Origin of the sequence: Leptolyngbya sp. PCC 6406 (assembly GCF_000332095.2) — a bacterium.
Lineage (GTDB): Bacteria > Cyanobacteriota > Cyanobacteriia > Phormidesmidales > Phormidesmidaceae > PCC-6406.
Genome location: NZ_KI913949.1, coordinates 3,829,623 through 3,854,004 on the forward strand (window position 1 = coordinate 3,829,623; position 24,382 = coordinate 3,854,004).

17 protein-coding genes are annotated in these 24,382 nt (G+C 56.4%); 9 read left to right on the forward strand and 8 right to left on the reverse strand.

Annotated elements, in window-relative coordinates:
• Positions 1-386: 386 nt before the first annotated feature.
• From LEP6406_RS0216915 to LEP6406_RS0216930, 4 genes are all read left to right on the forward strand, one after another.
• Positions 387-2,060 carry a CTP synthase gene (locus LEP6406_RS0216915; RefSeq protein WP_008314247.1) on the forward strand — a complete coding sequence of 558 codons (1,674 nt, stop codon included), beginning with the start codon at positions 387-389 and terminating at the stop codon, positions 2,058-2,060.
• Positions 2,061-2,062: 2 nt separating this feature from the next.
• Positions 2,063-3,034: a threonine ammonia-lyase gene (locus LEP6406_RS0216920; protein ID WP_008314249.1), complete on the forward strand. Its 972-nt coding sequence runs from the start codon at positions 2,063-2,065 to the stop codon at positions 3,032-3,034.
• 107 nt (positions 3,035-3,141) lie between these two features.
• Positions 3,142-3,714 (forward strand): hypothetical protein, encoded by a 573-nt coding sequence (locus LEP6406_RS0216925; protein ID WP_008314251.1) that lies wholly within the window; start codon positions 3,142-3,144, stop codon positions 3,712-3,714.
• Between the two features lie 132 nt (positions 3,715-3,846).
• Complete coding sequence (locus LEP6406_RS0216930; RefSeq protein WP_008314254.1) at positions 3,847-4,266, forward strand: hypothetical protein; 420 nt, start codon at positions 3,847-3,849, stop codon at positions 4,264-4,266.
• Between the two features lie 599 nt (positions 4,267-4,865).
• Here LEP6406_RS0216930 and LEP6406_RS0216935 read toward each other — a convergent pair.
• Together LEP6406_RS0216935 and cobU are read right to left on the reverse strand one after the other, a co-directional pair.
• Positions 4,866-5,300, reverse strand: a complete 435-nt coding sequence (locus LEP6406_RS0216935) for a hypothetical protein (RefSeq protein ID WP_008314256.1) — start codon at positions 5,298-5,300, stop codon at positions 4,866-4,868.
• Positions 5,301-5,580: 280 nt separating this feature from the next.
• Positions 5,581-6,192 carry a bifunctional adenosylcobinamide kinase/adenosylcobinamide-phosphate guanylyltransferase gene (cobU, locus tag LEP6406_RS0216940; RefSeq protein WP_008314257.1) on the reverse strand — a complete coding sequence of 204 codons (612 nt, stop codon included), beginning with the start codon at positions 6,190-6,192 and terminating at the stop codon, positions 5,581-5,583.
• Between the two features lie 178 nt (positions 6,193-6,370).
• Here cobU and LEP6406_RS0216945 point away from each other — a divergent pair, with 178 nt between their 5' ends.
• Positions 6,371-7,426: a Rieske 2Fe-2S domain-containing protein gene (locus tag LEP6406_RS0216945; RefSeq protein ID WP_008314259.1), complete on the forward strand. Its 1,056-nt coding sequence runs from the start codon at positions 6,371-6,373 to the stop codon at positions 7,424-7,426.
• Between the two features lie 76 nt (positions 7,427-7,502).
• Here LEP6406_RS0216945 and ilvN read toward each other — a convergent pair whose 3' ends face one another.
• The gene (gene ilvN, locus LEP6406_RS0216950; RefSeq protein WP_008314262.1) at positions 7,503-8,033 is read right to left on the reverse strand and encodes an acetolactate synthase small subunit; all 531 of its coding nucleotides are present in this window, start codon (positions 8,031-8,033) and stop codon (positions 7,503-7,505) included.
• A 601-nt stretch (positions 8,034-8,634) separates the two neighbouring features.
• Between ilvN and infC the strand changes: the two genes are divergently transcribed.
• Together infC and LEP6406_RS0216960 are read left to right on the forward strand one after the other, a co-directional pair.
• The gene (gene infC, locus LEP6406_RS0216955; RefSeq protein ID WP_008314264.1) at positions 8,635-9,159 is read left to right on the forward strand and encodes a translation initiation factor IF-3; all 525 of its coding nucleotides are present in this window, start codon (positions 8,635-8,637) and stop codon (positions 9,157-9,159) included.
• Positions 9,160-9,250: 91 nt separating this feature from the next.
• Positions 9,251-12,286, forward strand: coding sequence for a HEAT repeat domain-containing protein (locus LEP6406_RS0216960; protein ID WP_008314266.1), 3,036 nt, complete (start codon positions 9,251-9,253; stop codon positions 12,284-12,286).
• 68 nt (positions 12,287-12,354) lie between these two features.
• Here the strand turns inward: LEP6406_RS0216960 and LEP6406_RS0216965 are convergent, their stop codons facing one another.
• The 4 genes from LEP6406_RS0216965 to topA all read right to left on the reverse strand — a co-directional run bounded on the left by LEP6406_RS0216965 (position 12,355) and on the right by topA (position 18,723).
• Positions 12,355-13,167 (reverse strand): Nif3-like dinuclear metal center hexameric protein, encoded by an 813-nt coding sequence (locus LEP6406_RS0216965; RefSeq protein ID WP_008314268.1) that lies wholly within the window; start codon positions 13,165-13,167, stop codon positions 12,355-12,357.
• A gap of 10 nt (positions 13,168-13,177) precedes the next feature.
• Positions 13,178-14,041: an alpha/beta fold hydrolase gene (locus tag LEP6406_RS0216970; protein ID WP_008314270.1), complete on the reverse strand. Its 864-nt coding sequence runs from the start codon at positions 14,039-14,041 to the stop codon at positions 13,178-13,180.
• Positions 14,042-14,440: 399 nt separating this feature from the next.
• Positions 14,441-15,679 carry a serine hydrolase gene (locus LEP6406_RS0216980; RefSeq protein WP_008314271.1) on the reverse strand — a complete coding sequence of 413 codons (1,239 nt, stop codon included), beginning with the start codon at positions 15,677-15,679 and terminating at the stop codon, positions 14,441-14,443.
• Between the two features lie 308 nt (positions 15,680-15,987).
• Positions 15,988-18,723, reverse strand: coding sequence for a type I DNA topoisomerase (topA, locus tag LEP6406_RS0216985; RefSeq protein ID WP_008314273.1), 2,736 nt, complete (start codon positions 18,721-18,723; stop codon positions 15,988-15,990).
• 588 nt (positions 18,724-19,311) lie between these two features.
• Between topA and LEP6406_RS28585 the strand changes: the two genes are divergently transcribed.
• Complete coding sequence (locus tag LEP6406_RS28585) at positions 19,312-20,868, forward strand: NAD(P)H-quinone oxidoreductase subunit N (protein ID WP_008314275.1); 1,557 nt, start codon at positions 19,312-19,314, stop codon at positions 20,866-20,868.
• Positions 20,869-21,901: 1,033 nt separating this feature from the next.
• Complete coding sequence (locus LEP6406_RS0216995; RefSeq protein ID WP_008314277.1) at positions 21,902-23,173, forward strand: class I SAM-dependent methyltransferase; 1,272 nt, start codon at positions 21,902-21,904, stop codon at positions 23,171-23,173.
• A 75-nt stretch (positions 23,174-23,248) separates the two neighbouring features.
• Here LEP6406_RS0216995 and LEP6406_RS0217000 read toward each other — a convergent pair.
• Positions 23,249-24,382, reverse strand: a 1,134-nt coding sequence (locus LEP6406_RS0217000) for a HEAT repeat domain-containing protein (RefSeq protein WP_008314278.1), incomplete at its 5' end; no start/stop codon positions are given.

Here is a 24,382-nt window from a genome sequence, read left to right on the forward strand (position 1 = left end):
CGGGATTCTCCCCGCAAGAAGCGGATGTGTAACACTCACCATGATTAGCAACTAAGGTTGATTTTTAAGGATTTCCGGCGGATCAAACGGGCTAGCATCTCCAGCAAGGCTGGGCTCAGCCAAATTCATCCAGGCATATCCTTACGTAGAAATACGATTAATACAACCTTTCTGCATCCCTATTTGGGCAGGTATTGGCTGAATCAGGTTAACTCTTGTGAATCCTTGGACTTTCTGGCCGTGATCCCCTGACTTTCTCTCTCGATTGTGATCAATCACCAGCGTTTTCGGTGCGGCCCAGTAGTGAGTCCGTCCCCAAGTCCCTTTCCAAGGCTGTGGCAAAATGAATGGGTTCAATAGACCGACGGGGCGGAGATGGCTGGGCCATGGCGAAGTTTGTATTTGTGACCGGGGGCGTGGTGTCCAGTATTGGCAAGGGCATTGTGGCGGCTAGCCTGGGTCGCCTGCTCAAGTCTCGGGACTATTCCGTGTCGATTCTGAAGTTAGACCCCTACATCAACGTAGATCCAGGCACCATGAGCCCCTTTCAGCATGGGGAGGTCTTCGTCACCGAGGATGGGGCGGAAACGGATTTGGACCTAGGTCACTATGAGCGCTTCACCGACACCTCCATGTCTCGGTTGAATAGTGTCACCACAGGCTCGATTTACCAGGCGGTGATTAATAAAGAGCGACGGGGAGACTACGAGGGGGGAACGGTGCAGGTGATCCCCCACATTACCAACGAGATTAAGGAACGCATCCATCGGGTGGCCCGCAACACAAATCCCGACGTGGTGATTACGGAAATTGGGGGCACGGTGGGGGATATTGAGTCCCTACCCTTTTTGGAGGCGATTCGCCAGTTTCGCAAGGATGTGGGGCGGCGGGATGTCATCTATATGCACGTTACTTTGGTGCCCCGCATCGCTGCTGCCGGGGAGGTGAAAACCAAACCCACCCAGCACTCGGTTAAGGAACTGCGGTCCATTGGCATCCAGCCGGATATTCTCGTGTGTCGCTCGGAGGAGTCCATCCCCTTCCATATTAAGGAGAAGATTTCTGAGTTCTGTGATGTGCCTGTGGAGCGAGTAATCACGACTCAGGATGCCAGCAGCATCTATGAGGTGCCCCTGATCGTGGAGCAGGAAGGCTTGGCCCACCAGGTGTTGGATATTTTTGCCATGGAGCAGCGTCAGCCGGACCTGACCCAGTGGCAGGCCATTGTCAATGGGCTCCAGGTGACGGAGCGGACGGTGGAGATTGCCATTGTGGGCAAGTACGTCAGTTTGAATGATGCCTACAAATCAGTGGCGGAGGCGTTGCAGCACGCCGCGATCGCAACCAAGGCCAGTCTCAAGCTGCGGTGGATCAATTCCGAAGATCTAGAAGCCCAGAACCCCGAAATCTTTCTAGGGGGAGTCCAGGGCGTCGTGGTGCCGGGGGGCTTTGGCATCCGAGGCATCAATGGCAAGGTGCAGGCGATCCAATACGTGCGAGAAAAGGGGATTCCCTTCCTAGGGCTGTGTTTGGGGATGCAATGCTCGGTAGTGGAATGGGCGCGAAATGTGGTCCACCTAGAGGCTCCCAATAGCTCCGAGTTTGACCCCGACACCCCCAACCCCGTCATCAGTCTGCTGCCGGAACAGGAAGATGTGGTGGACTTGGGGGGGACGATGCGCCTGGGGCTCTATCCCTGCCGATTGAAGGAGGCTACCCTGGCCCGCCGCCTCTATGGTCAGGAGGTGATCTACGAGCGCCATCGCCATCGCTACGAGTTCAACAACGCCTACCGCACCCTATTTCTAGAGTCGGGTTACCGGGTGAGCGGCACCTCCCCCGACGGTCGTTTAGTGGAGATGATCGAACTGCCGGATCATCCCTTCTTTATTGCCACCCAGTTCCATCCTGAATTCCAGTCCCGCCCCAGTTCGCCCCATCCCCTCTTTATCGGGTTTATGGCAGCGGCGGGCGAAACCCTAGAGCCATTGTCCGCGAGGGTCAAAGACCAGTCTCTAGGGGCCATCCCCTCTCCTGAAGTCGTGGAAGGGGTCGTCTAGATATGGATCTCAAGCCCACTCTCGATCTGGCGGCGGTACGCAAGGCGCGATCGCGCCTTGCCCCCCACATTCGCCATACGCCCCTAGTCTCCACCCACCCCCTCAAGGAGCCCATCCCTGGGAGTGAGCACCTCTGGTTGAAACTAGACTGCCTCCAGGTCAGCGGCTCCTTTAAGGCACGGGGAGCCATGAACAAGCTCCTGTCCCTACCTCTGGAAACCATCCAAGCAGGGGTGATCACCGCCTCCGGTGGCAACCACGGATTGGCGGTAGCCTACGCCGCATGGCAAGCCCAAGTGCCCGCCACCATCTATCTCGGCCACAATACACCCCCAGTGAAAGCGGACAAACTGCGGCAATGGGGAGCCCAGGTGGTCATGGAGGGGGCCGTGTGGGACGATGCCAACCGGGCAGCTTTGGCCCAGGCAGCGGCGACCCATCTGCCCTATTTACATCCCTTTGCCGATCCCCAGGTAATTGCAGGCCAAGGCACCTTGGCCCTAGAAATTCTGGAAGATTTGCCAGAAGTAGATACCCTGCTAGTGGCCATCGGTGGCGGTGGGTTGATCAGCGGGGTTGCCCTAGCGGCCAAAACCCTGCGCCCAGACCTGACCATCATTGGCGTGGAGGCCACCGGAGCCCCCACCCTCCACAGCAGTCTTGCTGCTGGCCGGGTAGTGGAACTGCCCACCGTCACCACCCGCGCCAACACCCTCGCGCCGCGCAAAACCGAGGCCATTAATTTCGACCTGATTCAGCGCTATGTAGACGACATTGTGCTGGTATCCGACGGGGAGATGGCGGCGGCGGCCCGTTGGCTCTGGTTTGAGATGGGGGTGGCGGCAGAACTCAGCGGGGCCGCGACGGTGGCCGCGCTACTCTCGGGTCGCTATCGCCCCAACCCCGACCATGTCCTCTGTGCGTTAGTGTGTGGGGCGGGGACGGATGGCATCTTGGCGGGGGATTTGTGGTGAGGCGGCGTTTTTTCCAGAAAATAACCTGATCGAACGGTAGGGGGGTATTATGGCTCAAGCCATAGGTTAACCCTCGTTCAATGACCCTTGAGGCAAGGAGAGTATTCATGCTCATGCGTCGCCCCCGTTCCTGGGCGGTTTCTGCAACGGCTGCGATCGCACTGATGGTGGCTGGCTGCGGCGAGTCCAAGGTTTCTCAGTGCAACCGTCTGGCTGAAGTGGTGAACCAAACTCAAACCTTCATGCAGGAATTTGAGAGTGAAATTGCTGAATTCAGCAGCAATGCGTCTCAGGTAGAAAGCTTGGAGGACATCAAAACTGCGGCCACCCAATACATCACCGCTGTAGACAAGGTGGTCGTCAATCTGGATGGGCTCATCACCGACCTAGAAGGCACTGAGTTAAACGATGAGCAACTGGTCACCTACCGCGATGGTTACATTGAAGTCGTGAGAGGCTTTAGCGCTGCCCTAGGGCAGGCCAGTGAAGCCATGGGCATTGTCGAAGGTGTCGGCACCGAAGCCGAGTTACCCGCCAAAATCGAAGAGTCCCAGCAGCAAACCATGAACGCTGTGGGCTCAATTCAAGAACTCTCGGTGGAAGAGTCTTCCATCATTAGCGAAGTCAATGCCTATTGTGGTGCTGACTCTGTAGGTGGCGGTGCATCGGCTCCTGAGTAGGCCATGAGCCCTAAATTCTGATGGGTTTGCCCCTAGAACCTAAAGTCCCGCCAGCAGCGCGGTGAGCCTCTGCGCTTACGTCTGTAGCGGGGCTTTTTGCTATCGCCGCTTATTCCCTTGGAGGTGATGTCCATGGCATTCCTAGCCCTTCTGGCCCTCACGGTGGGTGCAGTTTTGCTGATATGTATGGGCTTTGTCGGATTGGTCGAAGCCCCCTGGCCCGTCCTGTTACTGCTATTGCTAAGCGCCTTCTACGGCATTCAACGCCTATCCGATGAACAAAGCCCGGTCGGAGACCATCGCCCTCTGCCCCCTGATGGGGTAACCCTGGCCCCACCCCCAGTCTCTGAGGACCAGTCATCCTCCCCTGACTCTAATCAACTGGTGTATCGGGGGGTGCCCTACAAGCCCCATTCAGCAGACGTTTCCCAGGCTGGAGAGGATGCCGTGGCCCCTGAGGCTGAGCCCATAGTTCTAGAAGGCACCTACCGAGGGTGTCGCTGGCGAAAGTCTATTCCCCCCATCTCGGTTGCCCATGAACCCGACAACTGAAGAGGCATAGTCATGTTGAAGCGCACTGGTCATCTTGTTCGCGAAGCGACTTCTAAGAAACTTCTCTCCGTGACCTGAGTTCGGCAAGGAGTAGAGGGCTAAAAAACGTCAATTCGGTATCAGCGCTGTCACCCCGCCGGGAATGCAAAATTCCCGGCTAACAGGCTTAAGTCCCTTTTTAATGGACTGGGAGCTGGGCTGGGGATAGGGGGGCGAGCCCGTTTTAACGGACTTCTGCGATGAGCCAGGGCAATTTATTCCCTGGCGGATGGGCAGCGAAGCATAAGTCGAACTCAGCTCTCCGTGAGCCAGACCAGGATCTCTCCCTGGGTTCGGAATGACAGGCTTTCTTCTGTTTCTTCCGGGCATTACCCAACATTTTGGGTTGGGTCGGTTGCTCCTGCGGAGCAACCAAGGCATCGCTCACCAATCCAGGCATTATGCTACGGGGATCGTATCTGCGTTCAGCATCATCAACGTCCTAATATCCTCATGCCTCATTTCAGCCTAGGCGGACTAGTATTCCGTCAGGAAAATTGTGACGGGTCGAAGACCCTCAAAATTCAACCCCAACTAAACTCCAGAATTTCGGTCACCCGTCAATCATGCATTGACTGAGCACTGGGAGCATAGAGGCGATCGCGAATGCTGGTGAGGCGTTGCTGGCTGTCTACTGCTGCCCGAGGGATAGGCATTTCGTCATTCGGCCACTGGGGTAAGTCACTGCACGGACAAAGAGGCAGGGTTGCGGTCCGAACCGGCAGCGGTACTGGTAGGGTACAGCGGGCACAGGGTTCAATATCCCACTCGCCAGATAGCAGTTCGGCAATACTCTGATCTGTTCCCAACAGGTGACAATCTTCACCGCCACAGGCTTCAACCTGCTGCCAGCAAGTTTCAAAGTCAGCACTATACTGCCCGCCATCAAAGATCGGAATTGGTAAACAGTGCCTATTACTACGCTCAAAGACAAGGGGCTGGCCCAGTTGGAACCAGTAAGCCAAATAGGCGCGGACGTGGGTGGTGGTGGCCATAGGTGTTTCCCAGCTCAGCCTATATGGCTTTGGCCAATGTGCTTCAAACACCAGATACCTTATTAAGGCTTAGTGCTACAACAAACTGACTCGTAGTCTTGTCTGAATCGGGCTGACGACAACTACTTAGCCTATTTAGGCAATGCCGGATATATGTAAACAGTGCCCCAATCCTAACGCCCAGCATGGGGAAGTTCACGGTCCTAAAGAACAGTTACAGACGAGTGTTACTTTTCTCAATCACTTCTTAATCACGCCCCTGTGCTGCCTGTGCTGCCACCTATGGCAGGGTCTTCTCTTCTACCCTATATTCCTGAACTAATTGCCCATAGCGTTTCAAATCAATCGCATAACCTGCGACGACTAAATAGACTGCATCTGCGATCGCACCGACCTGTCGAGTCAGGTTGCCCAGGCGATCGCGAAAAGTCCGCCCTAAGGGATAGGCGGGTACCAACCCCCAACCCGTTTCCTCCGCCACCAGAATGAGAGTGCCGGGGTGCGATCGCAGGGCCGAGAGAAACTCAGCCTGAGTCGCGGCCCAATCCGCATCGGACTGCTCCAGACAGTTGGCCAGCCAAGTCCCGAGGGAATCCAGCAGCCAGCATTCCCCAGAACCGCCCTGGGCCAGCACTGATGAAATACGGAAGGGAATTTCCAATGTGCGCCAGTGTTCAGGACGACGCTGGCGGTGGGCCAGAATACGGGTATGCCATTCAACATCATCAGCATCACACTGGGCCGTGGCCACGTAGGTCACCGCTTGCTCACTGGCCCTGGCCAGGGATTCTGCCCATTCACTCTTGCCCGAACGACTCGGTCCCGTGACTAAAAGGATAGAACCCGCCGCTGGAAGGACAGAGCCAGTGGTGGACGAGGTGGGTGGGATCAAGGGGGCGGACCTCCACTGCAATGATTGAAAGGGCATGATTGCCAGCAATTCCGTCGGAAATGCCTTCCGAGAGCGAAATTAGAAACCGCCAAAACTCCTGAACTCAGAGGGATTTGGTAGAGTATGGGATGCTTCTCAAAGCACTCCATACTCTACCAAAAAGGACCAATGTAAACCTGTGTTTGCCGCTAACTCTGACCTGTTGCTCCGCAACATTTGGTACCACGCTCTTCCCAGCCGTGATCTGAAGCCGGGGCAGATGCGTTCCAAAACCCTGCTCAATGAACCCATTCTGCTGGGGCGCACCCAAAGGGGCCAAGCCTTTGCTCTACGAGACATTTGCCCCCATCGCGCTGTGCCCCTAAGCTGTGGCCGCTTCGATGGCGAATCGGTAGAGTGCTGTTACCATGGCTGGCGCTTTGGCCCCAATGGTAGCTGTCTCCAGATTCCCTCCCTGATGGCGGACCAAACCCTAGACCTGAGCAAGTTTGATGTGCGGCGCTACGACGTACAAGAGGTACAGGGAAATGTATGGATCTACATGGCCGATCCCAATCCCCAACAGGTTCATCCGCCACGCTTCGAGGTTCCCCGCATCCCTGGCTTCCCTGAAGATGCTCAACCTCAGATCAGCTACACCATGCCCTTTTCCTGCTTTGTGGATCATGCGGTGGTGGGGCTGATGGATCCGGCTCATTCTCCTTTTGTTCATCGGGCTTGGTGGTGGCGGGGGGGAAACCTCAACCCCGAGATCAAGTGGTTTGATCCCTCTCCCTATGGCTTCACCATGCGTAAGCATCGCATGGAAAATATGGGCCGGGGCTACTGGTTGCTCGGGGGCGTTCCTGATAACGAAATTTGCTTCTATCTACCGGGCATCCGGACCGAGGAAACCACCACCAGCCGTCATCGGGCGGTGAACTTGACTACGGTTACCCCCCTCACCTCCACCACCAGTGAGGTGACCTTTCAGCTCTATTGGGATATTCCCTGGATGGGACTGCTTAAGCCCATTCTGCCCCTACTGATTCGCACCTTTTTAGGCCAGGATCGAGATGTGGTGATTAAGCAACAAATCGGACTTCAGCATGAATCTGTACTGAGGCTGATTAAGGACTCGGATACCCTTGCCCGCTGGTATTACCAACTCAAAACCGAGTACGTGCGATCGCAGGCGGAAAATCGTGACTTTATTTCCCCGGTCAAAACCCAGGAGTTACGCTGGATGGCCTAGTGGTCTGTCAAACCTAATTGTGTAGATACTGTGTTAGCGCCTCAGGGTCAAGCCTGCTGAGGGGGTAACACAGCATCTACGGGTTGCTGGGAGTTTTGCTATGCAGGGACTTGAGGTACTCCGTGTTGACGCCAGATTCGCGGGTGAGGGCAACCTTGCCGGTGCGGGCGATCTCGCGCAGACCAAAGCGGTTTAACACCTGAACGATCGCGACCATTTTGCCCGGATCGCCGACGACCTCTAGGGTGAGAGAATCCTCTGCTACGTCTACGACGCGGGCGCGGAAAATCTGGGCGAGGCCGACGATTTCGGCTCGGGTCGTGCTGTTGGCGTTGACCTTAAGCAGCATCAGTTCCCGCTCGACACAGGGTACCTCGGTCACATCCTGGACCTTCAGCACATTGATCAGCTTGTAGAGTTGTTTGGTGAGCTGCTCAATGGCCTGATCGTCACCGGGGACCACCATGGTGATGCGGGAAACACCGCTCTGCTCCGCCGGACCAACGGCCAAGCTTTCGATATTGAATCCTCGTCGGGCAAACAGGCCCGCAATGCGGGTCAAAACCCCCGCTTCATCTTCTACCAGTACAGATAAGGTATGCTTCATTGCCGAATTACCAGGGAACCTTGCCCCGTTGATGAGTCGATGGGAATAGTCCCGGCTAGAAAGACGCCCTATCTTTCCAAGGGGAGACTCCGTTGAGCGCGATCGCATCTAACGCGATCGCATCTAACGCGATCGCACAATGGTTCATAGTAGCCTGCCGATCGGCCCTTATTAAAGCGATTCTCACAAGTTGGGGCGGGAAATGCCACCGCCGCGCCGGATCGGGAGCAGGCTCTCTGGGGACAGGCGGGGGACAGACGATCCTGCAATATATCTTTAGAGAAGTATCTGCCCCATTCCCCGCCAACCAGGGAATGGGACAGTGAAGTGCGGCTAATATGGACGAAATTAGGGCTGATCCTTTACCCTGAGGAACGCTCTCGGAATATATCGCTTTGGCCAATTTGCTTAAGCCACCGAGCACCTCTCGGATTCTGAGTGCCCAAACCAATTAGCTCGCAGTCTCGTCCTAATCGGACTAGCGACTGCTATACGTAGAACAGAAACCTGTCGAACTAGAACGGCTACGTTCACAGCTTGGCTGGGTTTGTCCTTTCCTCATCGGGGTTATTCCCCACTACTGCGTTTTCACCCTTAGCGCATGAGAAATCGAAACCCTCGTAACGTTCCTCCCATTAACGACAACATTCGCTTTCCGGATGTGCGGCTGATCGATATCGACGGGACTCAACTTGGGATCTTGTCCCATCGAGAGGCCATGCAACTGGCGGATGAACGGAATTTGGATTTAGTGCTGGTCAGCGACAAAGCCGATCCCCCGGTTTGCCGCATCATGGACTATGGCAAATATAAGTTTGAGCAGGAGAAACGGGCGCGGGAGGCCCGTAAGCGTCAGCACAATGCTGAGGTCAAAGAAGTCAAGATGCGCTACAAAATTGACGACCACGACTACAATGTGCGCGTCAAGAACGCCCAGCGCTTTCTCCAGTCCGGGGATAAGGTCAAGGCCACCATCATGTTTCGAGGACGGGAAATTCAACACTCGGACCTGGCGGAGCAACTGCTACGCCGTATGGCCAAGGACTTGGATGCCGTAGCGGAGATGCAGCAGGCTCCAAAACGGGAAGGGCGCAATATGATGATGATGCTCTCACCGAAAAAGTAGCGGTGAACCCTTAGCGCCGCTCCAACAGCGCCCCCAAGCGGCTTTAAGGTCGCTGATTGTGGTGGTGCTGTCCTGTCCTTTCCTTACCCCTATGACCTCCGGTCGCCTTCCCTCCCCTAACAATTGGCAGCAGTGGGCCTTGCAGCTCATTAACCTCCGCTCTAGCGAGGCTAAGCGGACACTGCTGATGTTTGCCTGCTATACCGCCACCTCCATGGGCATTCTGTGGCTGGAGGTCAGTTCTGCGGCCCTATTTTTGGGAGAATATGGGGCGCGATCGCTGCCCTTGATTTACATCTTTAGTGCAGGCGTTGGCCTGAGTCTCAGCTTCGTCTACTCCTGGATGCAGCGCTGGCTGCCCCTGCGCTGGGTGATTGTGATCATCTCCCTAATGATGGCGATCCCGGTGCTGATGTTTCGCTGGGGGATGGCGGTCCCGGCCTTGGCCGCCACCACCGTCTTCATCATGCGGCTGTGGATGGAGGCAATCTACGGCCTGAACGATCTGAATGTCTCGGTCACCGCCAACCAGCTTTTCAACATTCGGGAAATTAAGCGCACCTATCCCCTCATCAGCAGTGGCAACCTCGTGGCCGATGTGCTGAGCGGCTTCTCGGTGTACATCCTGCTCAACTTAGTGGAGCTGAAGAATGTCCTGCTGCTGTCCTTCTTAATCATGGTGGTGGGGTCGGGCATCTTACTCTACGTCAGCCGCACCTACGAACACGCCTTCCCCGATTCCCTCAAGCGTCAGTCAGAAGCAGATGTCGCCCCCCACTCAGCCCAGCGCATGCGGGGATCCATGGGACAGTACGTGGTGCTGTTGATGAGCTTCTTCATTCTGGCCCAGATCCTGATGTACTTGATTGAGTTCGTCTACCTGAGTCAGCTTGAAATCAACATGGAAGTGGAGCAGATTGCTGGCTTCCTGGGTATTTTCAATGGGCTTTTGGGTCTGATTGAACTGCTGACCCAGTGGTTTACCTCCAGTCGCCTGATAGAACGCCAGGGGGTGTTTGCAGTGACGGCTATTTTACCCCTGTTTATTGGGGGAATTGGTCTCTTGATTCTGGTCGGTAGCCATGGGGTTATCCTCGGGTCAGCAGCTCTATTTATGGGGCTAGTAATCCTCAAGTTTTTTGACGAATGGCTGCGATTTACCCTACTGGCCAGTACCCGTCCGGTCCTGTTTCAGCCCATTCCCGACAGCCATCGTACCGCCGTTCAGTCCTTGGTGGGAGGCATGGCAGAACCCCTGTCTATGGGGTTTACCGGAGCCTCCATTCTGGTGATCATTGCCCTATGCAACCGGCTAGGTCTGGATCAGGTCAACGTGCAGGGGCGGTTTTTTCTCGGGTTGACGGTGGCGGGCTCCGTCATCTGGCTGGGGGTGATTCTGCTACTGCGATCGCGCTACCTGAATTTGTTGGTACTCAGTGCCGAACGGGGATTGCTGAGCGTATCCAATGCGGACCTGCGGGCCTTGAAACGGGCCTTTGTGGATCAGCTAGAGCAACAGGGCTCAGAGGACGACAAGCGCTCCTGTATTGAGCTACTATGCCACATCGATCCCCAGGGCGTCGGAGACATTCTGGCTCCCATGCTGACCGCCCTCTCCCCTCGACTGCGGCGGCAAAGCCTAGAGGCCATGCTGGAGTACCCGAGTCCCGTCTATTTAGAAACGGTGCGGACACTGATTCAACGGGAACAACCCCCGGAAATTTTGGCCCTAGCCCTACGCTACGTGTGGCTGACGGAGGAGGCTCCCAACATTGAGGATCTGCGGGCCTACCTGAAACCGGAGGTAGACCCGGTGGTGCGGGGAACGGCAGCATCCCTGATGCTGCGGAAAGGCAAACCCCGCGAAAAGGCAGAAGCCACCAGTGCCCTAAGACAGATGTTGACCCATGAGCGGGAGCGAGAGCGGGTCATGGGTTGCCGTGCCCTAGGGGAGGCGGACTACTTCCAAGCCCTGCGACTGTATATTCCCAACCTCCTTCAGGACGAATCTCTGCGGGTCCGGCGTGCCCTGCTGGAGGCCATCGGAGCCACCCACATCACAGAGTACTTTCCCTCTCTGCTCAAGGCACTGCAATACAAATCCACGCGGGAGTCGGCAATGCAGGCCCTCGTGCGCCTTGGGAATGATGCCCTACCTATGCTGAGTGATCTGGCCACGGACATTTACAAGCCAGAGATTTTACGCACCCAGGCTTGGCAGGCCATGGGCAACATTGGCACCACGGAGGCCCTAGACTGCCTCATCGATAACTTAATCACCACTTGGGGCCAAACCCGCCGCACAATTTTGCGGATCCTGCTGAAGTTGTTGCAGGAGACAGGACTAAAACGATCCCAGGATATTGATGCGGCGCTGGACCGTTTGGGCCGCGATGGGGTGGAGCAACTCCTGAATCAGGAGTTGACCTTTATGGGGCAGCTCTATGCAGCTCGGTTGGATTTGGATCCAGATCAGGTGCAGGGACGGGCAGCGGATCTGCTGCGACGATCTCTCCAGGATTTGGAACTGGATGCGGTAGAGCGCCTGTTTATGCTGCTGCGGTTTATCTCACCCCCCAGCGCCATTCAGGCGGCCCAAGTCAGCCTCCAGGGATCGTCCTCTAGCCGCGCTCGGGGGCTGGAAATTCTAGACAATAGCTTAGATATCCCCAGCAAGCGGGCAATTCTAACGGTGTTAGATGCCCGCAGCGATCACGAAAAGCTCAAGAGTCTCGAAAATCGTATCGTTTACGAACCCATGGCCCCCAGCCAACGACTCCGATACCTGCTGGATCTACGGTATTTTCTGTCGGACTGGGCCTTGGCCTGCTGTTTTCACCTGGCCCGTCAGGAGCGGTGGAGCTTTACCGCCGACCATACCCTCGGCTGTCTGCGCCATCCCACCGGTTTTGTGCGGGAGGCGGTGCTGTCCTACCTAGAGGTGGCCTCTCCCGCTGTGCTGGCCCAGCTCCTGCCCACCATGCGCCAGGATCCCAATGAGTTGGTGGTGGCCCAGGCGGAGCAACTCCTTCTGGAGTTGAACTCTTCAGCCAAGACGGGCATCAACGTAAGCCGAGACAATATGGGCTCTGAGGAATTTAGGAGTCAGGAGTCAGTACTCTCCTAGATTCTGGCTCCTAACTCCTAACTCCTCCCCAAGAGATTTGTCCCGCTTTGAGTTGATACCCGGCTCCCTCACTGGAAGAATTGACGAAAATCTTCGTCTTGATAACTCAGTTTTACCGAAGACACGCCTTGAGACTGAAAGCGGGTGACGAGGCGATCGCAGGCGGGGCGCTCAGTGGCATAGTGGCCAGCATCCACTAGGATCACACCGCGATCGCGGGCTTCCTGAAACTGGTGAAACTTGCAGTCTGAAGTCAGGTAAACCTGAGCTGCCGTCTTCTCCACATCACCGAGAAAGCTTGCCCCTGATCCCCCCAATACCGCTACCCGCTGCACCCGCTGCTGGAGATTCACCGCTGGCGAGTAGATGAGCCGGGGGGAGGATAGGAGGGTTTGAATGCGGTCCAGCAGAACCTCTAGGGTGCAGGCTACGGCCAGATTCCCCACCCGGCCATAGCCTACCCCTGCCTGGGTGGCGGTAATTGGGGCCGGATCCTGCAAATCGAGCAATTGGGCCAAGACATCAGCAGTGCCGTCATTCACCTGATCGAAATTGGTGTGGGCGCTATAGATACCAATACCGTGGCTAATGCTCAGACGCACCATGTCCCCCACCGGATGTCCCTGGGCCACCGACTTGAGAGGACTGAAGATGAGGGGATGGTGGGCAAAGATCAGGTTTACAGCATCCCCCGTCTGGCGCAGAGCGATCGCTTCCTCCATCACCGCCAGGGTCGGGGTGAGACAGACCAATACCCGCGCTGGCTCCATCAAAATTCCCGGCTCCACCTGCCAACCACAGTTATCCCAGGCTTCCTGCCAGGTGGGGGGAGCCCAAGCTTCAAACTGGTCAATCAGGGTGGCGATCGTCGGAACTGCCATAGCACTTGTATCAGGAACGGGGATCAACGGTGCGCCGAAGGAAGGGGACCAAGACCTCGCTGACCTTTTCGGCCCAGTCTTCTTGAGCGTAGTGGCCCACCTGCTCTAGCTTAGCCAGTTCCCCCTGGGGCAGGGCCGTCGCCCAGGTTTCCGCTAGGTCCACCGGCAACCAGGGATCTTCGACACCCCACACCATCAGGGTGGGATGCTGCCAGCTCGCCAGCCCCGTTTCAAGTTGGGCGGTCACTGTCGCCAGTTGCAGTCGCCGCACCGTGGCCAGTAACGCCCGCCCAGCGGCAGAGGTGGTCAAAAAGGGCTTGCGATACACATCCAGATCCCCATCATCGACACGGTAGGGACCACCCCCCTCTAGGGTGCGGTCCACCAGGAGAGGATCCTGGGTGATCATGTCCCCCGCTAGGGGCAGCCCCATCTGGCGAATCTTCCAGGGCAGCTTGGCGGTCGGCCCTAGGGGGGTGTTGACAATCACCAGCCGCTCAATCCGCTCGGGATTTTGCAATCCATACAGTAAACCCGCCATCCCCAAGTAACCCTGAACGACGAGGTGAATGGGGCCAACGTCAAGGGCATCTAGAAAGTCCCCCAGGGCAGTGGCAAAGGCAGCTTGGCTGTAGCCAAAGTCACGGGGTTCGGGCCGACTAGAAAAGCCATGGCCAATCCAATCAGGTGCGATCGCACGAAATCCCTGGGCCGTCAGGGCGGGCATCACGCCTCGCCAGCTATAACCCTGGGAAACCAGGCCATGGAGCAGCACCACGGGACGACGATCTCCCAGATTTTGCAAAGGATTCCCTTCCCGGTAAAACCACTCCAGATCGCCCACCTGAAGCCGCTGCTCTGCGATCGCAACCATAACCCCTACCCGACAAGAATGTGGGTATGAGCTTACCGCTTTTCCTTAACGCTTTCATCTTTCCATCTTTCACCCCCCACCCTCACACCCCAATCCGGGTCACCCGGCGACAGCAGGGCGGGTTTTGGCCTCCCATCCCGAATTCCCCAGTAGACACGAGCTAAACCCGCCCCTACGGTGATCACCCAATCAGACCCACCCACCCTGGCAGGGCGAGCACTCGCCCCTACCGCGCTCCCACACCCCCATACCCCCAATCCCCAATCCGGGTCACCCGGCGACAGCAGGGCGGGTTTTGAGCCTCCCATCCCGGATTCCCCAGTAGACACGAGCTAAACCCGCCCCTACGGGATTTACCCCAATACCCCAATACCCCAATACCCCAATACCCCCACCCCATCACCCCGCATCCTCTGTCAGGCCCAACAGCAGGTCACCATAGAAGCGAGTGAGCTGGTTTTCATCTAGGGCTTGGGTGGCGTCATTCCAGGTGGCAACAACGCAGTAGCGGCGGCCATCCGCCGTCTCTAGGCCGGTAGTCAGGTTCAGAACGCCCGGTTCCGATCCGCCCTTGAAGGCCACGGATTGCCAGTCCTGGGGGCGGGCTAGGCCGGGATTTACCTGCATTAGGGGTAAATCCTGCACTGTGGCCATCAACTCGCACAGCTCACGGGCGGAGAAGAACCATTCCACATCCAGGGCCAGGGGCGTATCGCCAAAGATAGTGACGGGGGGCAGGGGGACGGCGGTCAGGGTGGAGAGTAGCGATCTCCGTTCAGCCTCATTGCCCTCACGAAACTGGGCTAGATAGTCGGCGTTGGCCGGATTTTTCAGCACAAAAAAGTCGCGGGTCGTAAGGAACGGCTGATTGCGGGGGCTCCAGGTCTCCACCGCTTCTCGACCCAGGAGGTGAATCAGGGCATCCGTCGCCGTATTATCGCTGAGGGAAATCATCAGGGTGGCGAGGGTTTCCAAGGTTAGGGCCGTGCCGGGGGGCCAATCCTGTAGGAGGCCACTGGGAAGGCTCCGCCATGCCGCCTCTAGTACCACCACATCGGTCCACTGGTGGCTACCAGTGGTGATTGCATCCTGAAGAGCCGCCAGCACCGCCAGCTTAAAGGCCGATCCTACCGCCAGCGGTTGATCGGCATTCACCGCCGCCAGCACTCGATCCCCCTCCAGTACCAGTAGGCTGGCCTCTCTGGGAAAGGCTTGGATCAAGGCAGTGGCCTCCGCCAGCGACAGAGGCGCTTCGGGTCTGCCAATCAGCAGTTGGGCAATGCGACCCTGGTCATCTAGAGCAATCTGAGCCGGAACGGTCCCCCGCTCAAACATCACTGCGTAGCCCCCATCCCGTGCTTGAATCCCTTGGAATGCCCCCAGGGATTGCTTCAGATCCGTCAGCAATGGTTGAATCTGCTGAAAGGGCACCTGTTCTAGGAAGGACTGGGCGAACCAGTCCGCCTCCACGGCTTCGGCCTGAAAAATTCGCTCCAAAGCTTGTTCAGCCGTCAGGGGTTGAGCTTGGGTCATAATCCAGGGCGATGTGGAAACCGTGGTAGCCCTCAAGGGCAGATCTGGGACCATCCCAATGAGTAGTCCCTCCGCCAGCACCAGCGCCAAAGTTGCAGAAATCATAGGAAATCCTCAACATTTCCTCCATTGGTAACTCGGTGGCTGAGCAAAGTCCAATTTGTGACACGATTTGGAAGGTTACAGAGAATCAAGCCCGTTGACTGCTGGCTGAGCGGAGTCGTTCGCAAAGCGTCTCCCGAAGGGAGAAAGCCAGCCACACCACCAGGTTCTTGCCGTTCCCTAGCCCCTCCGGGGCGGCAAAGCCAACGACTCCGCTCAGGGAACTAAATGTCTGTATAGAAACAACGAGATGGCAGGTTTTTCAGCTCGTTTTTGTGACTCGGTGGCTGAGCGGAGTCGAAGCCACCGGGCTATTCTTCGGTTTTCTTAGTACGGCTGGAGGTTTTCTTCGCCGTTGGACTTTTCTTTGCCGTGGTCGTTTTTTTCGTCGTTGAACTCTTCGTCGTAGTTTTCTTCGTGCCGCTAGCCTTATTGGCCGCTGCTCGCTTAGTTGTGGTCCCCGTAGACTTGGCGGTTCCCGTAGACTTACGGCGGGTGGTTTTCTTCGCCCCCGCCTTAGCCGCGATCACCTCTAGGGCCAGCTCCATCGTCATATCCTCCAGGGTCTTGCCCTCCGGCAGCGACGCATTCACCTTGCCGTGTTTCACATAGTGGCCGTAGGGACCGTTATAGATGGCCACCAATTCCCCATCTTCTGGATGGGGACCTAGTTCCTTCAGGGGAGCGGCCTTGCTTCGTCCTCGCTGAGCTTTGGGTTCCGCCAGCAGGGCCAAGGCTCGTTCCAGAGTGATCGACAACACATCGTCATCCCCTTTTATGGAACGGTAATCCTTGCCATCTTTGCCCTGGTCATGGACCACGTAGGGTCCAAACCGTCCCAGGCTAGCCTTCACAGGCTTGCCCGTCTCCGGGTGACTCCCCAGCAACCGGGGCAGTGCTAACAGCCCTACCGCCTGCTCCAGAGTCACCGTGTCCGGCGTCACCCCCTTGGGAAGGGAGGCTCGCTTGGGTTTGGGGATTTCCTCCGTGGCATCCCCCAATTGCACATAGGGGCCATAGGTACCCACTAGGACGTAAATGGGCTCCCCAGTCTCAGGATGGAACCCCAACTTGTCGGGGCCTTCGGTCTTTTGTTTTAGTAGCAGTTCCACCTGATCTGCATTCAGATCCGCTGGGTTAATGTCTTGGGGAATGGATGCCTTCACCGGACCACTGCCGTTTTCCATTTCCACATAGGGACCATAGCGACCAATGCGGACCTTGGCCACCAAGCCTTCCAGGCTGACAGTGCGGGCTTCCGTCGGATCAATGTGGATTTCTCGCTCCTGCACCTGATGCTCTAGTCCCTGCTCTCCGCTGTAGAAGGTCCGCAGGTAGGGTAGCCACTCGGCCTCCCCGGTGGAGATGTCGTCTAGGGTGCGTTCCATGCGGGCGGTGAAACCTACATCCACCAAGTCAGGGAAATGGTTTTCCAGTAAAGAGGTGACGGCAAAGGCGGTGAAGGTAGGAACAAGGCTGTTGCCGTTGGCCTGAACATAGCCGCGATCGATGATGGTGCCGATGACACTGGCGTAGGTACTGGGGCGACCAATGCCTTCACTTTCTAGGGTTTTGACTAAGGTGGCTTCGGTGTAGCGGGCGGGGGGCTGGGTTTCGTGGCCGATGGCCTCCAGTTCTCGGCAGTTGACTCCATCACCAACGGTAAGACGGGGTAGCAGCACTTCTTGATCCTCGATCGCCGCTTCGGGATCATCCGACCCTTCCACATAGGCGCGGAAAAAGCCGGGAAAGTCAATGCGCTTGCCGGAGGCCCGGAACAGGGCATCCTCTACCTCGATTTGCACCGTGATGTGGGTCTGGCGCACTTCGGCCATTTGGGTGGCTACGGTGCGCTTCCAGATCAGGTCATAGAGGGACAGTTCCCGTCCACTGAGTCCGGTTTCGCGGGGGGTACGGAAGGTTTGTCCAGAAGGACGAATGGCCTCGTGGGCCTCCTGGGCTCCCTTGGTTTTGGTGGCGTACTGGCGGGGTTTAGGGCTGAGGTATTCCTTGCCGTATTTAGTCTCCACGCAGGCGCGAGCTGCCGCGATCGCTTGTTGGGATAAATGGACGGAATCCGTCCGCATGTAGGTGATGTAGCCCTGTTCATACAAACTTTGGGCCACCCGCATCGTGTCGCGGGCCGAGAGCCGCAGCTTGCGGTTAGCCTCCTGTTGCAGGGTAGAGGTCGTGAAGGGGGCGGAGGGTTTGCGGGTAGAGGGGCGTTCCTCTAGGTTGGCCACGGTCCAGACGCTGTCCTGGAGGCGGGTTTGGAGGGCGCGGGCGGCGTCCTCATCCAGGAGGAGTACATTGCGCCCCGCTGTAATTTGCCCGGTATTTTCGTCAAAGTCGCTACCGGTGGCAAGGCGAGTTCCCCCCAGGGAGATCAACTTGGCCTCAAATGCCTCTGCTGCTTTCAGGAGAGTCGCCTTCAAGTCCCAGTAGGAACCTTGGTGGAAGGCCCGCCGTTCCTTCTCGCGGCTCACGAGAAGTTTCACCGCTACGGACTGAACCCGTCCAGCGGAGAGGCCCCAGGCAATTTTTTTCCACAGGAGGGGCGACAGGGTGTAGCCCACCAAGCGATCCAGAATGCGGCGGGTTTCCTGGGCGTGAACTAGTTGCTCATCAATATCTCGGCAGTTGTGGAGGGCCTGCTGGATGGCTTCTTCGGTGATTTCATGGAAGACCATGCGTTTGATCGGCACTTTGGGCTTGAGCACCTGGAGCAAGTGCCAGCTAATGCTTTCCCCTTCCCTATCTTCGTCAGTGGCTAGGACTAACTCATCGGCATCTTTGAGGGCATCCTTGAGGGCCTTGACCACCTTTTTTTTGTCGCTGGGCACCACGTACAGAGGCGAGAAATCCGTTTCTGGATTGACTCCTAGCTGAGCCCACTTTTCTCCTTTGACGGCAGCGGGAATTTCGCTGGCCGAGCGGGGCAAATCCCGCACATGGCCCATGGATGCCTCTACCCGATAGCCCCTAGGGAGGTAGTTGCGAATGGTTTTGGCTTTGGTCGGCGACTCAACGATGACAAGGGTGGACATAGGACTCGTGCAGGGTTCCTGGCTTGGGTGACCTTAAATCAGAGAAGGGCTAGGGGAAGCCAATCGTTAATGAAAGTTTTCGGTTTGAGGGGTAAGGGCGGTGGCCCTGCGAGGGATTCTTCTCCAGCGTATTCCATCTCAAGAATCATCTTTGGGGTGGGGCAAGGGGAGTGCCCTGGGGGATTTCTGCTGGGGTTTCCACTGAGATCCCCATGGGATCCAAGGAGATCCGAGGTGGAAATCTGGTGTCAACACTCTAAATCTAATCAACATTTAACCGATGAGGGCCTGCTTTCTGGAATATCACATCTCATCCCTTTCCGGGAAATATAGCGGGAGGGGGTGATGTGGCAAGCAATCCTACCGTCATCCTATACATGCGGGTCTCTATAGGAAATTTGTGCCGATGAACATAGGAATGGCCACAGGCGGGGGCAAGATGTGGGCTAGGACCGCCAATCCTGGGAAAGAAACGGTAATATGCCTGAGGGAGTCCTGTGCTGTAGTCGGTTCAGGCGGGCTGTTCCCTGTGGGGAATGGTGGTAAGCGACAGGTCAGGGTTAACGGTTGTTGAGGAACGCAGAATCCATGGATTTTTCAAATCTGGCGGCCCAGCTCAATGCGGGGGTGATTTTGCCGGAAGGACTGGTGATCATCACGCTGTTGGTGGTGTTGGTGGGGGATCTGATTGGTGGTCGCACCTCGTCTCGGTGGACACCCTATGCCGCGATCGCAGGTTTGGTGAGCGCGATCGCGGCCCTCGTCTGGCAGTGGAGCGACATTGATCCGATCTCGTTTCTCGGCTCCTTCAACGGCGATGCCCTGAGTATTGTGTTTCGGGCGATTGTGGTGCTGTCGGCCATCATCACCATTCCCATGTCTGTGCGCTACGTGGAACAGTCGGGCACCTCCTTAGCGGAGTTCATGGTGATTTTGATGACCGCTACGTTGGGGGGCATGTTTTTGTCCGGGGCCAACGAGTTGGTAATGATCTTCGTCTCCCTGGAAACCCTGAGTATTTCCTCCTATCTGCTGACGGGGTACATGAAGCGCGATCCCCGTTCTAATGAGGCAGCGCTGAAGTATTTGCTGATTGGGGCGGCCAGTTCCGCCATTTTCCTCTACGGTGTTTCGCTGCTCTATGGCTTATCAGGGGGCGAAACGCGGTTGGATGCGATCGCATCTAGTCTGGCCGCAGATGGCACCAATGCCCCCATTGGCCTCGTGGTAGCGCTGGTCTTTGTAATTGCCGGGATTGCCTTCAAAATTGCCGCCGTCCCCTTCCACCAGTGGACTCCCGACGTGTACGAAGGCTCCCCTACTCCAGTGGTAGCCTTCCTGTCCGTGGGCTCGAAAGCGGCGGGTTTTGCCCTGGCCATTCGCCTACTGGTATCGGTCTTTCCCCTGGTGTCAGAGCAGTGGCACTTTGTCTTCACCGCCTTAGCCATCCTCAGCATGGTGCTGGGGAACGTGGTGGCTCTAGCCCAAACCAGTATGAAGCGGATGCTGGCCTATTCCTCCATTGCCCAGGCGGGTTTTGTGATGATTGGCCTGATCATTGGCACCGATGCGGGCTATGCCAGCATGGTGTTCTACCTACTGATCTACCTGTTCATGAACCTGGGGGGCTTTACCTGTGTAATTCTCTTCACCCTCCGCACCGGGACGGACCAGATCAGCGAATATAGCGGCCTCTACCAAAAGGATCCTCTGCTCACCCTGGGGCTGACCATTTGCCTCCTTTCCCTAGGGGGGATTCCACCACTGGCAGGCTTCTTTGGCAAGCTCTATATCTTCTGGGCGGGTTGGCAGGCGGGAGCCTACGGACTCGTACTGGTGGGTCTCGTCACCAGCGTCATCTCCATCTACTACTACATCCGTGTGGTCAAGATGATGGTGGTAAAGGAACCCCAGGATATGTCGGAGTCCGTGAAAAACTATCCCGCCATGCAGTGGAATCTGCCGGGGATGCGTCCTCTCCAGGTAAGTCTGATTGTGGCGGTGATTGCCACCTCCATCGCCGGAGTATTGTCGAATCCCCTCTTTACCCTGGCGAACGACTCCATCACTCGCACGCCCATGCTGCAATCCAACCTCAGCGCCCCCACCGTCACCCTATCTTCGGCAGTGAGCGCAGAAAATTAGTACTAGTTGGGTGTATCAACAACTCAAAGCGGGACAAATCTCCTGGGGAGGAGTCAGGCATCAGACGTTGAGAACCCAGGAGATTCCTGACTCCTAGCTCCTGACTCCTCAATTCCTCGGAAGCAAGATTGTCTCAGCTTACGTTGATACCCCTAGTTGGCGGAAATAGGCTTGCCATTCTATCGCACCAGCCCAATATTTTCCGGTCCCCTCTCCCCGTGGGCTACGGTGTACACATAAGTCACTGTTTGATGTGCATCCCGGCCTGACCCCCTCTAACTCCCCCTTTACATTTACAAGGGGGAAGGACTAGAGTTTCCCCCCTTGTAAAGGGGGGATTAAGGGGGGTTGCAAGGGGCATCAGCACCCTTCCAGAAATATGTGTACACAGCAGCCCCTTGGGAGAGGGCTAGGGCTTCGGCGTGAGCTCAGCCCAACGGTGAGGGGCCGAGGTGTACCCCGATGAAACGGTTAGGAGGGTGTTTACGCCGCAGAGTAAGTAGGTCGGCGTATAAAGTTCGAGGTGTGTTACGAACAGTAAATCCTCTTAGATCCTTGCACACAGACTGTTTCAGGTGCTCAAGTACGTGTTCAATCGCTATACCTTAGCTAGCACTGCTTAGCAGAAATGAAGCCGCCATTAGTCCCCTCATTCCCGTATTCCAAGTTCGCTTTGCGAGTGCCTTGCACTCAGCGTGACCCGAGGTCGTAAACGGCAATCCGTACTAGCCCAACAAGCCCCCCGCGAAAGCGAGATAGTCCATCCGGATTTGTTAGTAGACGAGTTGATCCCCAAAATCATCCGTAGCAAAACGTAATATTCCCCGGCAACCCTTCATATTTAGGGGATATCACCGTTGTCAATGCTGTAAATTCCCAACTCAGCCCCATGGTCGCAAGACATCCTACTGTTTCCTTGTCAATATGATGGGTATCTGCTGCCAACGGATACCCAATCCTGATCCATAGAACTTCGATCCGTTAGGTGCACAACCGTGGACCTCTACAGGGATTTTTGTTTAGGAGAAAGACTATGTCCTCTTCCTTACACCTTGACCTCAAACCCCTCGCCTTCGCACCCGCTAGAGATGACAAACTGAGGCAACAACTCCTCAGCCAAGGCATTCAAGTCCTCACCGAACAGGAAGCCCTACGGGGGTCAAGACCTTGGGATATTATTTGCCAAGATGATCAGCGAGAAACCGTCCTCAAGCAGTTCAAAATCTTCAAAACCCTAGGACTGGGCAACACCTACATTCAAGGTCTATGGCATTGTGAACGGATTGATCTGCTCTCCGAACGCCTTTTCGCCCTGAATCCAGGCACTAAAACCAACTCCCTTATCTTTGAGTTGCCCAACTCCCCATCCTTAGTTCTAGAACAGGTTTTGTACAAAACATTTAACCTGTCTCTAATCCGACAGAATGATGTAGCAAAGGTCCATTACGCTCTACCTACGGAACTGTATCAAGGCTTTCTCGGAGAGTCGATGAAATACACCACGGGAGATTGGACTGGACTGGATCAGGTGCCGGAAAACCTCACCGCTGCCCAGCACCAGAATCTGGATTACTGGTGTAACGAGCTAAGCATTAGCAATGGCGATATTCTTCTGGACTGTGGTTGTGGCTGGGGAACCCTACTCGACTATTTAAGCCCTCGTGTCGATGTTACCTACATTGGCATCACCATTTCCGAAGAACAGCTCAACTATTGTCGCAGCACTTTTGAAGACTTTGAGAACGCCTATTTCTACAACCATAGCTACCACAATCGATATCAGGACATTCTGGCCGCATCCGGTGTAGATCACATCACAAAATGCCTTTTCTTGGAAACGATTGAGCATGGCGGCACCAGAAATTGGCCGAATATTCTCAAAAATGTCCGGGAGGTGATCAGTCCCGACGGTCTCTTGGGAATCCAAACAATTGGCGCTGATCATCCCAACTTGGTCTGCGATCCCTATATCAATCGCTATATTTTCCCCCATGCTTCTCTAGGTTCTCCCTCAGAACTGGGGCGAGCCATTGAGAGCGATCGCCAATTCGTCAAATGCAAGGAACATAATATTGCCCATCACTATCCAGCAACGTTGCGGGCCTGGAATCACTTTTTTCAACAAAACTGGGAAGAGATTCAGCCCTATATTCAACCCATCCTTGACTTGACCCCGTTTCAAACCCTGGATGAATGGAAGCGCCACTGGGAATTTTATCTATTGCTCTGTGCGGGAGCTTTCGTGGCCGGAACCTATCCCCAGGTCTATCAACTGACAGCAAAACCCAATTTTTTCAAGGCTTAGCCTGCCCGATAGGGCTTGGGGGTGAGGGCCGAGATGCGTGTACACGTAGCCCTAGGAAGGGAGCCGGATTCGGAGTTATCCCAGCATCCGTAGGGCCGCAGCACTGTGAATCTGCACCGCCTCTTGGGGATCCGCGAGCAGGGTTTGAAGTAGGGGAATGGCGGATTGGGCCTGGAGCCGACCGAGGGCTAGGGCAATGGCTTGTTTTTGGGCAGCGGCGGTGGGCTGGTCAATGAGCGCCGTGAGCCAGGTTTGCAGCACCGTCTGGGTTTGTTGGCCCAGAGGACCGTCGCCAAGATGGCCCAGAGCAGAAATGATTTCGAGCTGCACAGGGGAGGCGACTTTTTCCCAAGCCGCTGTCAAGGCCGTTAAGGCGGATTCTGAAGTCAGCCAGCCCAGGGATCGCACAATGCTAATTTGCAGTGGCTCCGGGGTCTGGGGAGAGGAAAGGGCTCGGGCGAGAGTTTCGATGATCAGGGACTGGCCCAAAGGGGCCATCGCGGTTTCGGTCCCGAAGCGCCCCAGGGCCACAACGGCGGCTTGGCGAACAGAAAGAGCCCGATCCCAGAGCGCGGGTTGGACATGGGCAACGAGATCCACCTGTCCCAGCAAGTCTGTGCGAAGTCCCAGGGCCGTCACCGCCTCCCGCCGGACAGAATCCACCCTATCCCCTAGGGCCGCTAGCAGTACGGGCAAAATCCGCTCATCCCGAAACTGGGCCAAGGCTTCTATAACCATAGTTCGCACTTCTGCATCCGGATCCTGGGCTACCCACAACAACGGCTCCACCGTAGCCGGGTGACCCATCCGCGCCAGAATCTGCACCGCCAGAGATCGCTGATCTGCGATGGTCCGGGACCGGCCCAAAGGGGCCATCGCGAGGAGAGGTTCCAGCGCCGCGACTCCCGCCGCCCCACAGTTCCCCAGCGCCGCTGCCGCCGCCGCCGTCAGTTCCGGTTCGTGGCTATGTAACAGCACCTCCAGAAGTCCCTGCACCACACCCGGACCACTGATTTGACCCAAAATCTGAGCCACAAACCACTGTAGTTCCCAATCTGAGGTGTCATCTTGCAAGCGCTCCAGCAATGACGGTAGCGCCACCTCCCCCAGTTGAGACAAATCCTTTGCGACCTCCCAGCGCCGTTGAAAATCCCCCGTTTCTAATTCCTCTAGGAGGGTATTGAGGGTGGGGTGGGGGGTGGGGTGGGG

What these genes read in the sequence shown, in the direction of transcription:
- LEP6406_RS0216915 (WP_008314247.1), top strand. Translation starts at nt 387, where the DNA reads ATGGCGAAGTTTGTATTTGTGACCGGGGGCGTGGTGTCCAGTATTGGC.
- LEP6406_RS0216920 (WP_008314249.1), top strand. Translation starts at nt 2,063, where the DNA reads ATGGATCTCAAGCCCACTCTCGATCTGGCGGCGGTACGCAAGGCGCGA.
- LEP6406_RS0216925 (WP_008314251.1), top strand. Translation starts at nt 3,142, where the DNA reads ATGCTCATGCGTCGCCCCCGTTCCTGGGCGGTTTCTGCAACGGCTGCG.
- LEP6406_RS0216930 (WP_008314254.1), top strand. Translation starts at nt 3,847, where the DNA reads ATGGCATTCCTAGCCCTTCTGGCCCTCACGGTGGGTGCAGTTTTGCTG.
- LEP6406_RS0216935 (WP_008314256.1), bottom strand. Translation starts at nt 5,300, where the DNA reads ATGGCCACCACCACCCACGTCCGCGCCTATTTGGCTTACTGGTTCCAA.
- ilvN (WP_008314262.1), bottom strand. Translation starts at nt 8,033, where the DNA reads ATGAAGCATACCTTATCTGTACTGGTAGAAGATGAAGCGGGGGTTTTG.
- infC (WP_008314264.1), top strand. Translation starts at nt 8,635, where the DNA reads ATGAGAAATCGAAACCCTCGTAACGTTCCTCCCATTAACGACAACATT.
- LEP6406_RS0216960 (WP_008314266.1), top strand. Translation starts at nt 9,251, where the DNA reads ATGACCTCCGGTCGCCTTCCCTCCCCTAACAATTGGCAGCAGTGGGCC.
- LEP6406_RS0216965 (WP_008314268.1), bottom strand. Translation starts at nt 13,167, where the DNA reads ATGGCAGTTCCGACGATCGCCACCCTGATTGACCAGTTTGAAGCTTGG.
- LEP6406_RS0216970 (WP_008314270.1), bottom strand. Translation starts at nt 14,041, where the DNA reads ATGGTTGCGATCGCAGAGCAGCGGCTTCAGGTGGGCGATCTGGAGTGG.
- LEP6406_RS0216980 (WP_008314271.1), bottom strand. Translation starts at nt 15,679, where the DNA reads ATGATTTCTGCAACTTTGGCGCTGGTGCTGGCGGAGGGACTACTCATT.
- topA (WP_008314273.1), bottom strand. Translation starts at nt 18,723, where the DNA reads ATGTCCACCCTTGTCATCGTTGAGTCGCCGACCAAAGCCAAAACCATT.
- LEP6406_RS28585 (WP_008314275.1), top strand. Translation starts at nt 19,312, where the DNA reads ATGGATTTTTCAAATCTGGCGGCCCAGCTCAATGCGGGGGTGATTTTG.
- LEP6406_RS0216995 (WP_008314277.1), top strand. Translation starts at nt 21,902, where the DNA reads ATGTCCTCTTCCTTACACCTTGACCTCAAACCCCTCGCCTTCGCACCC.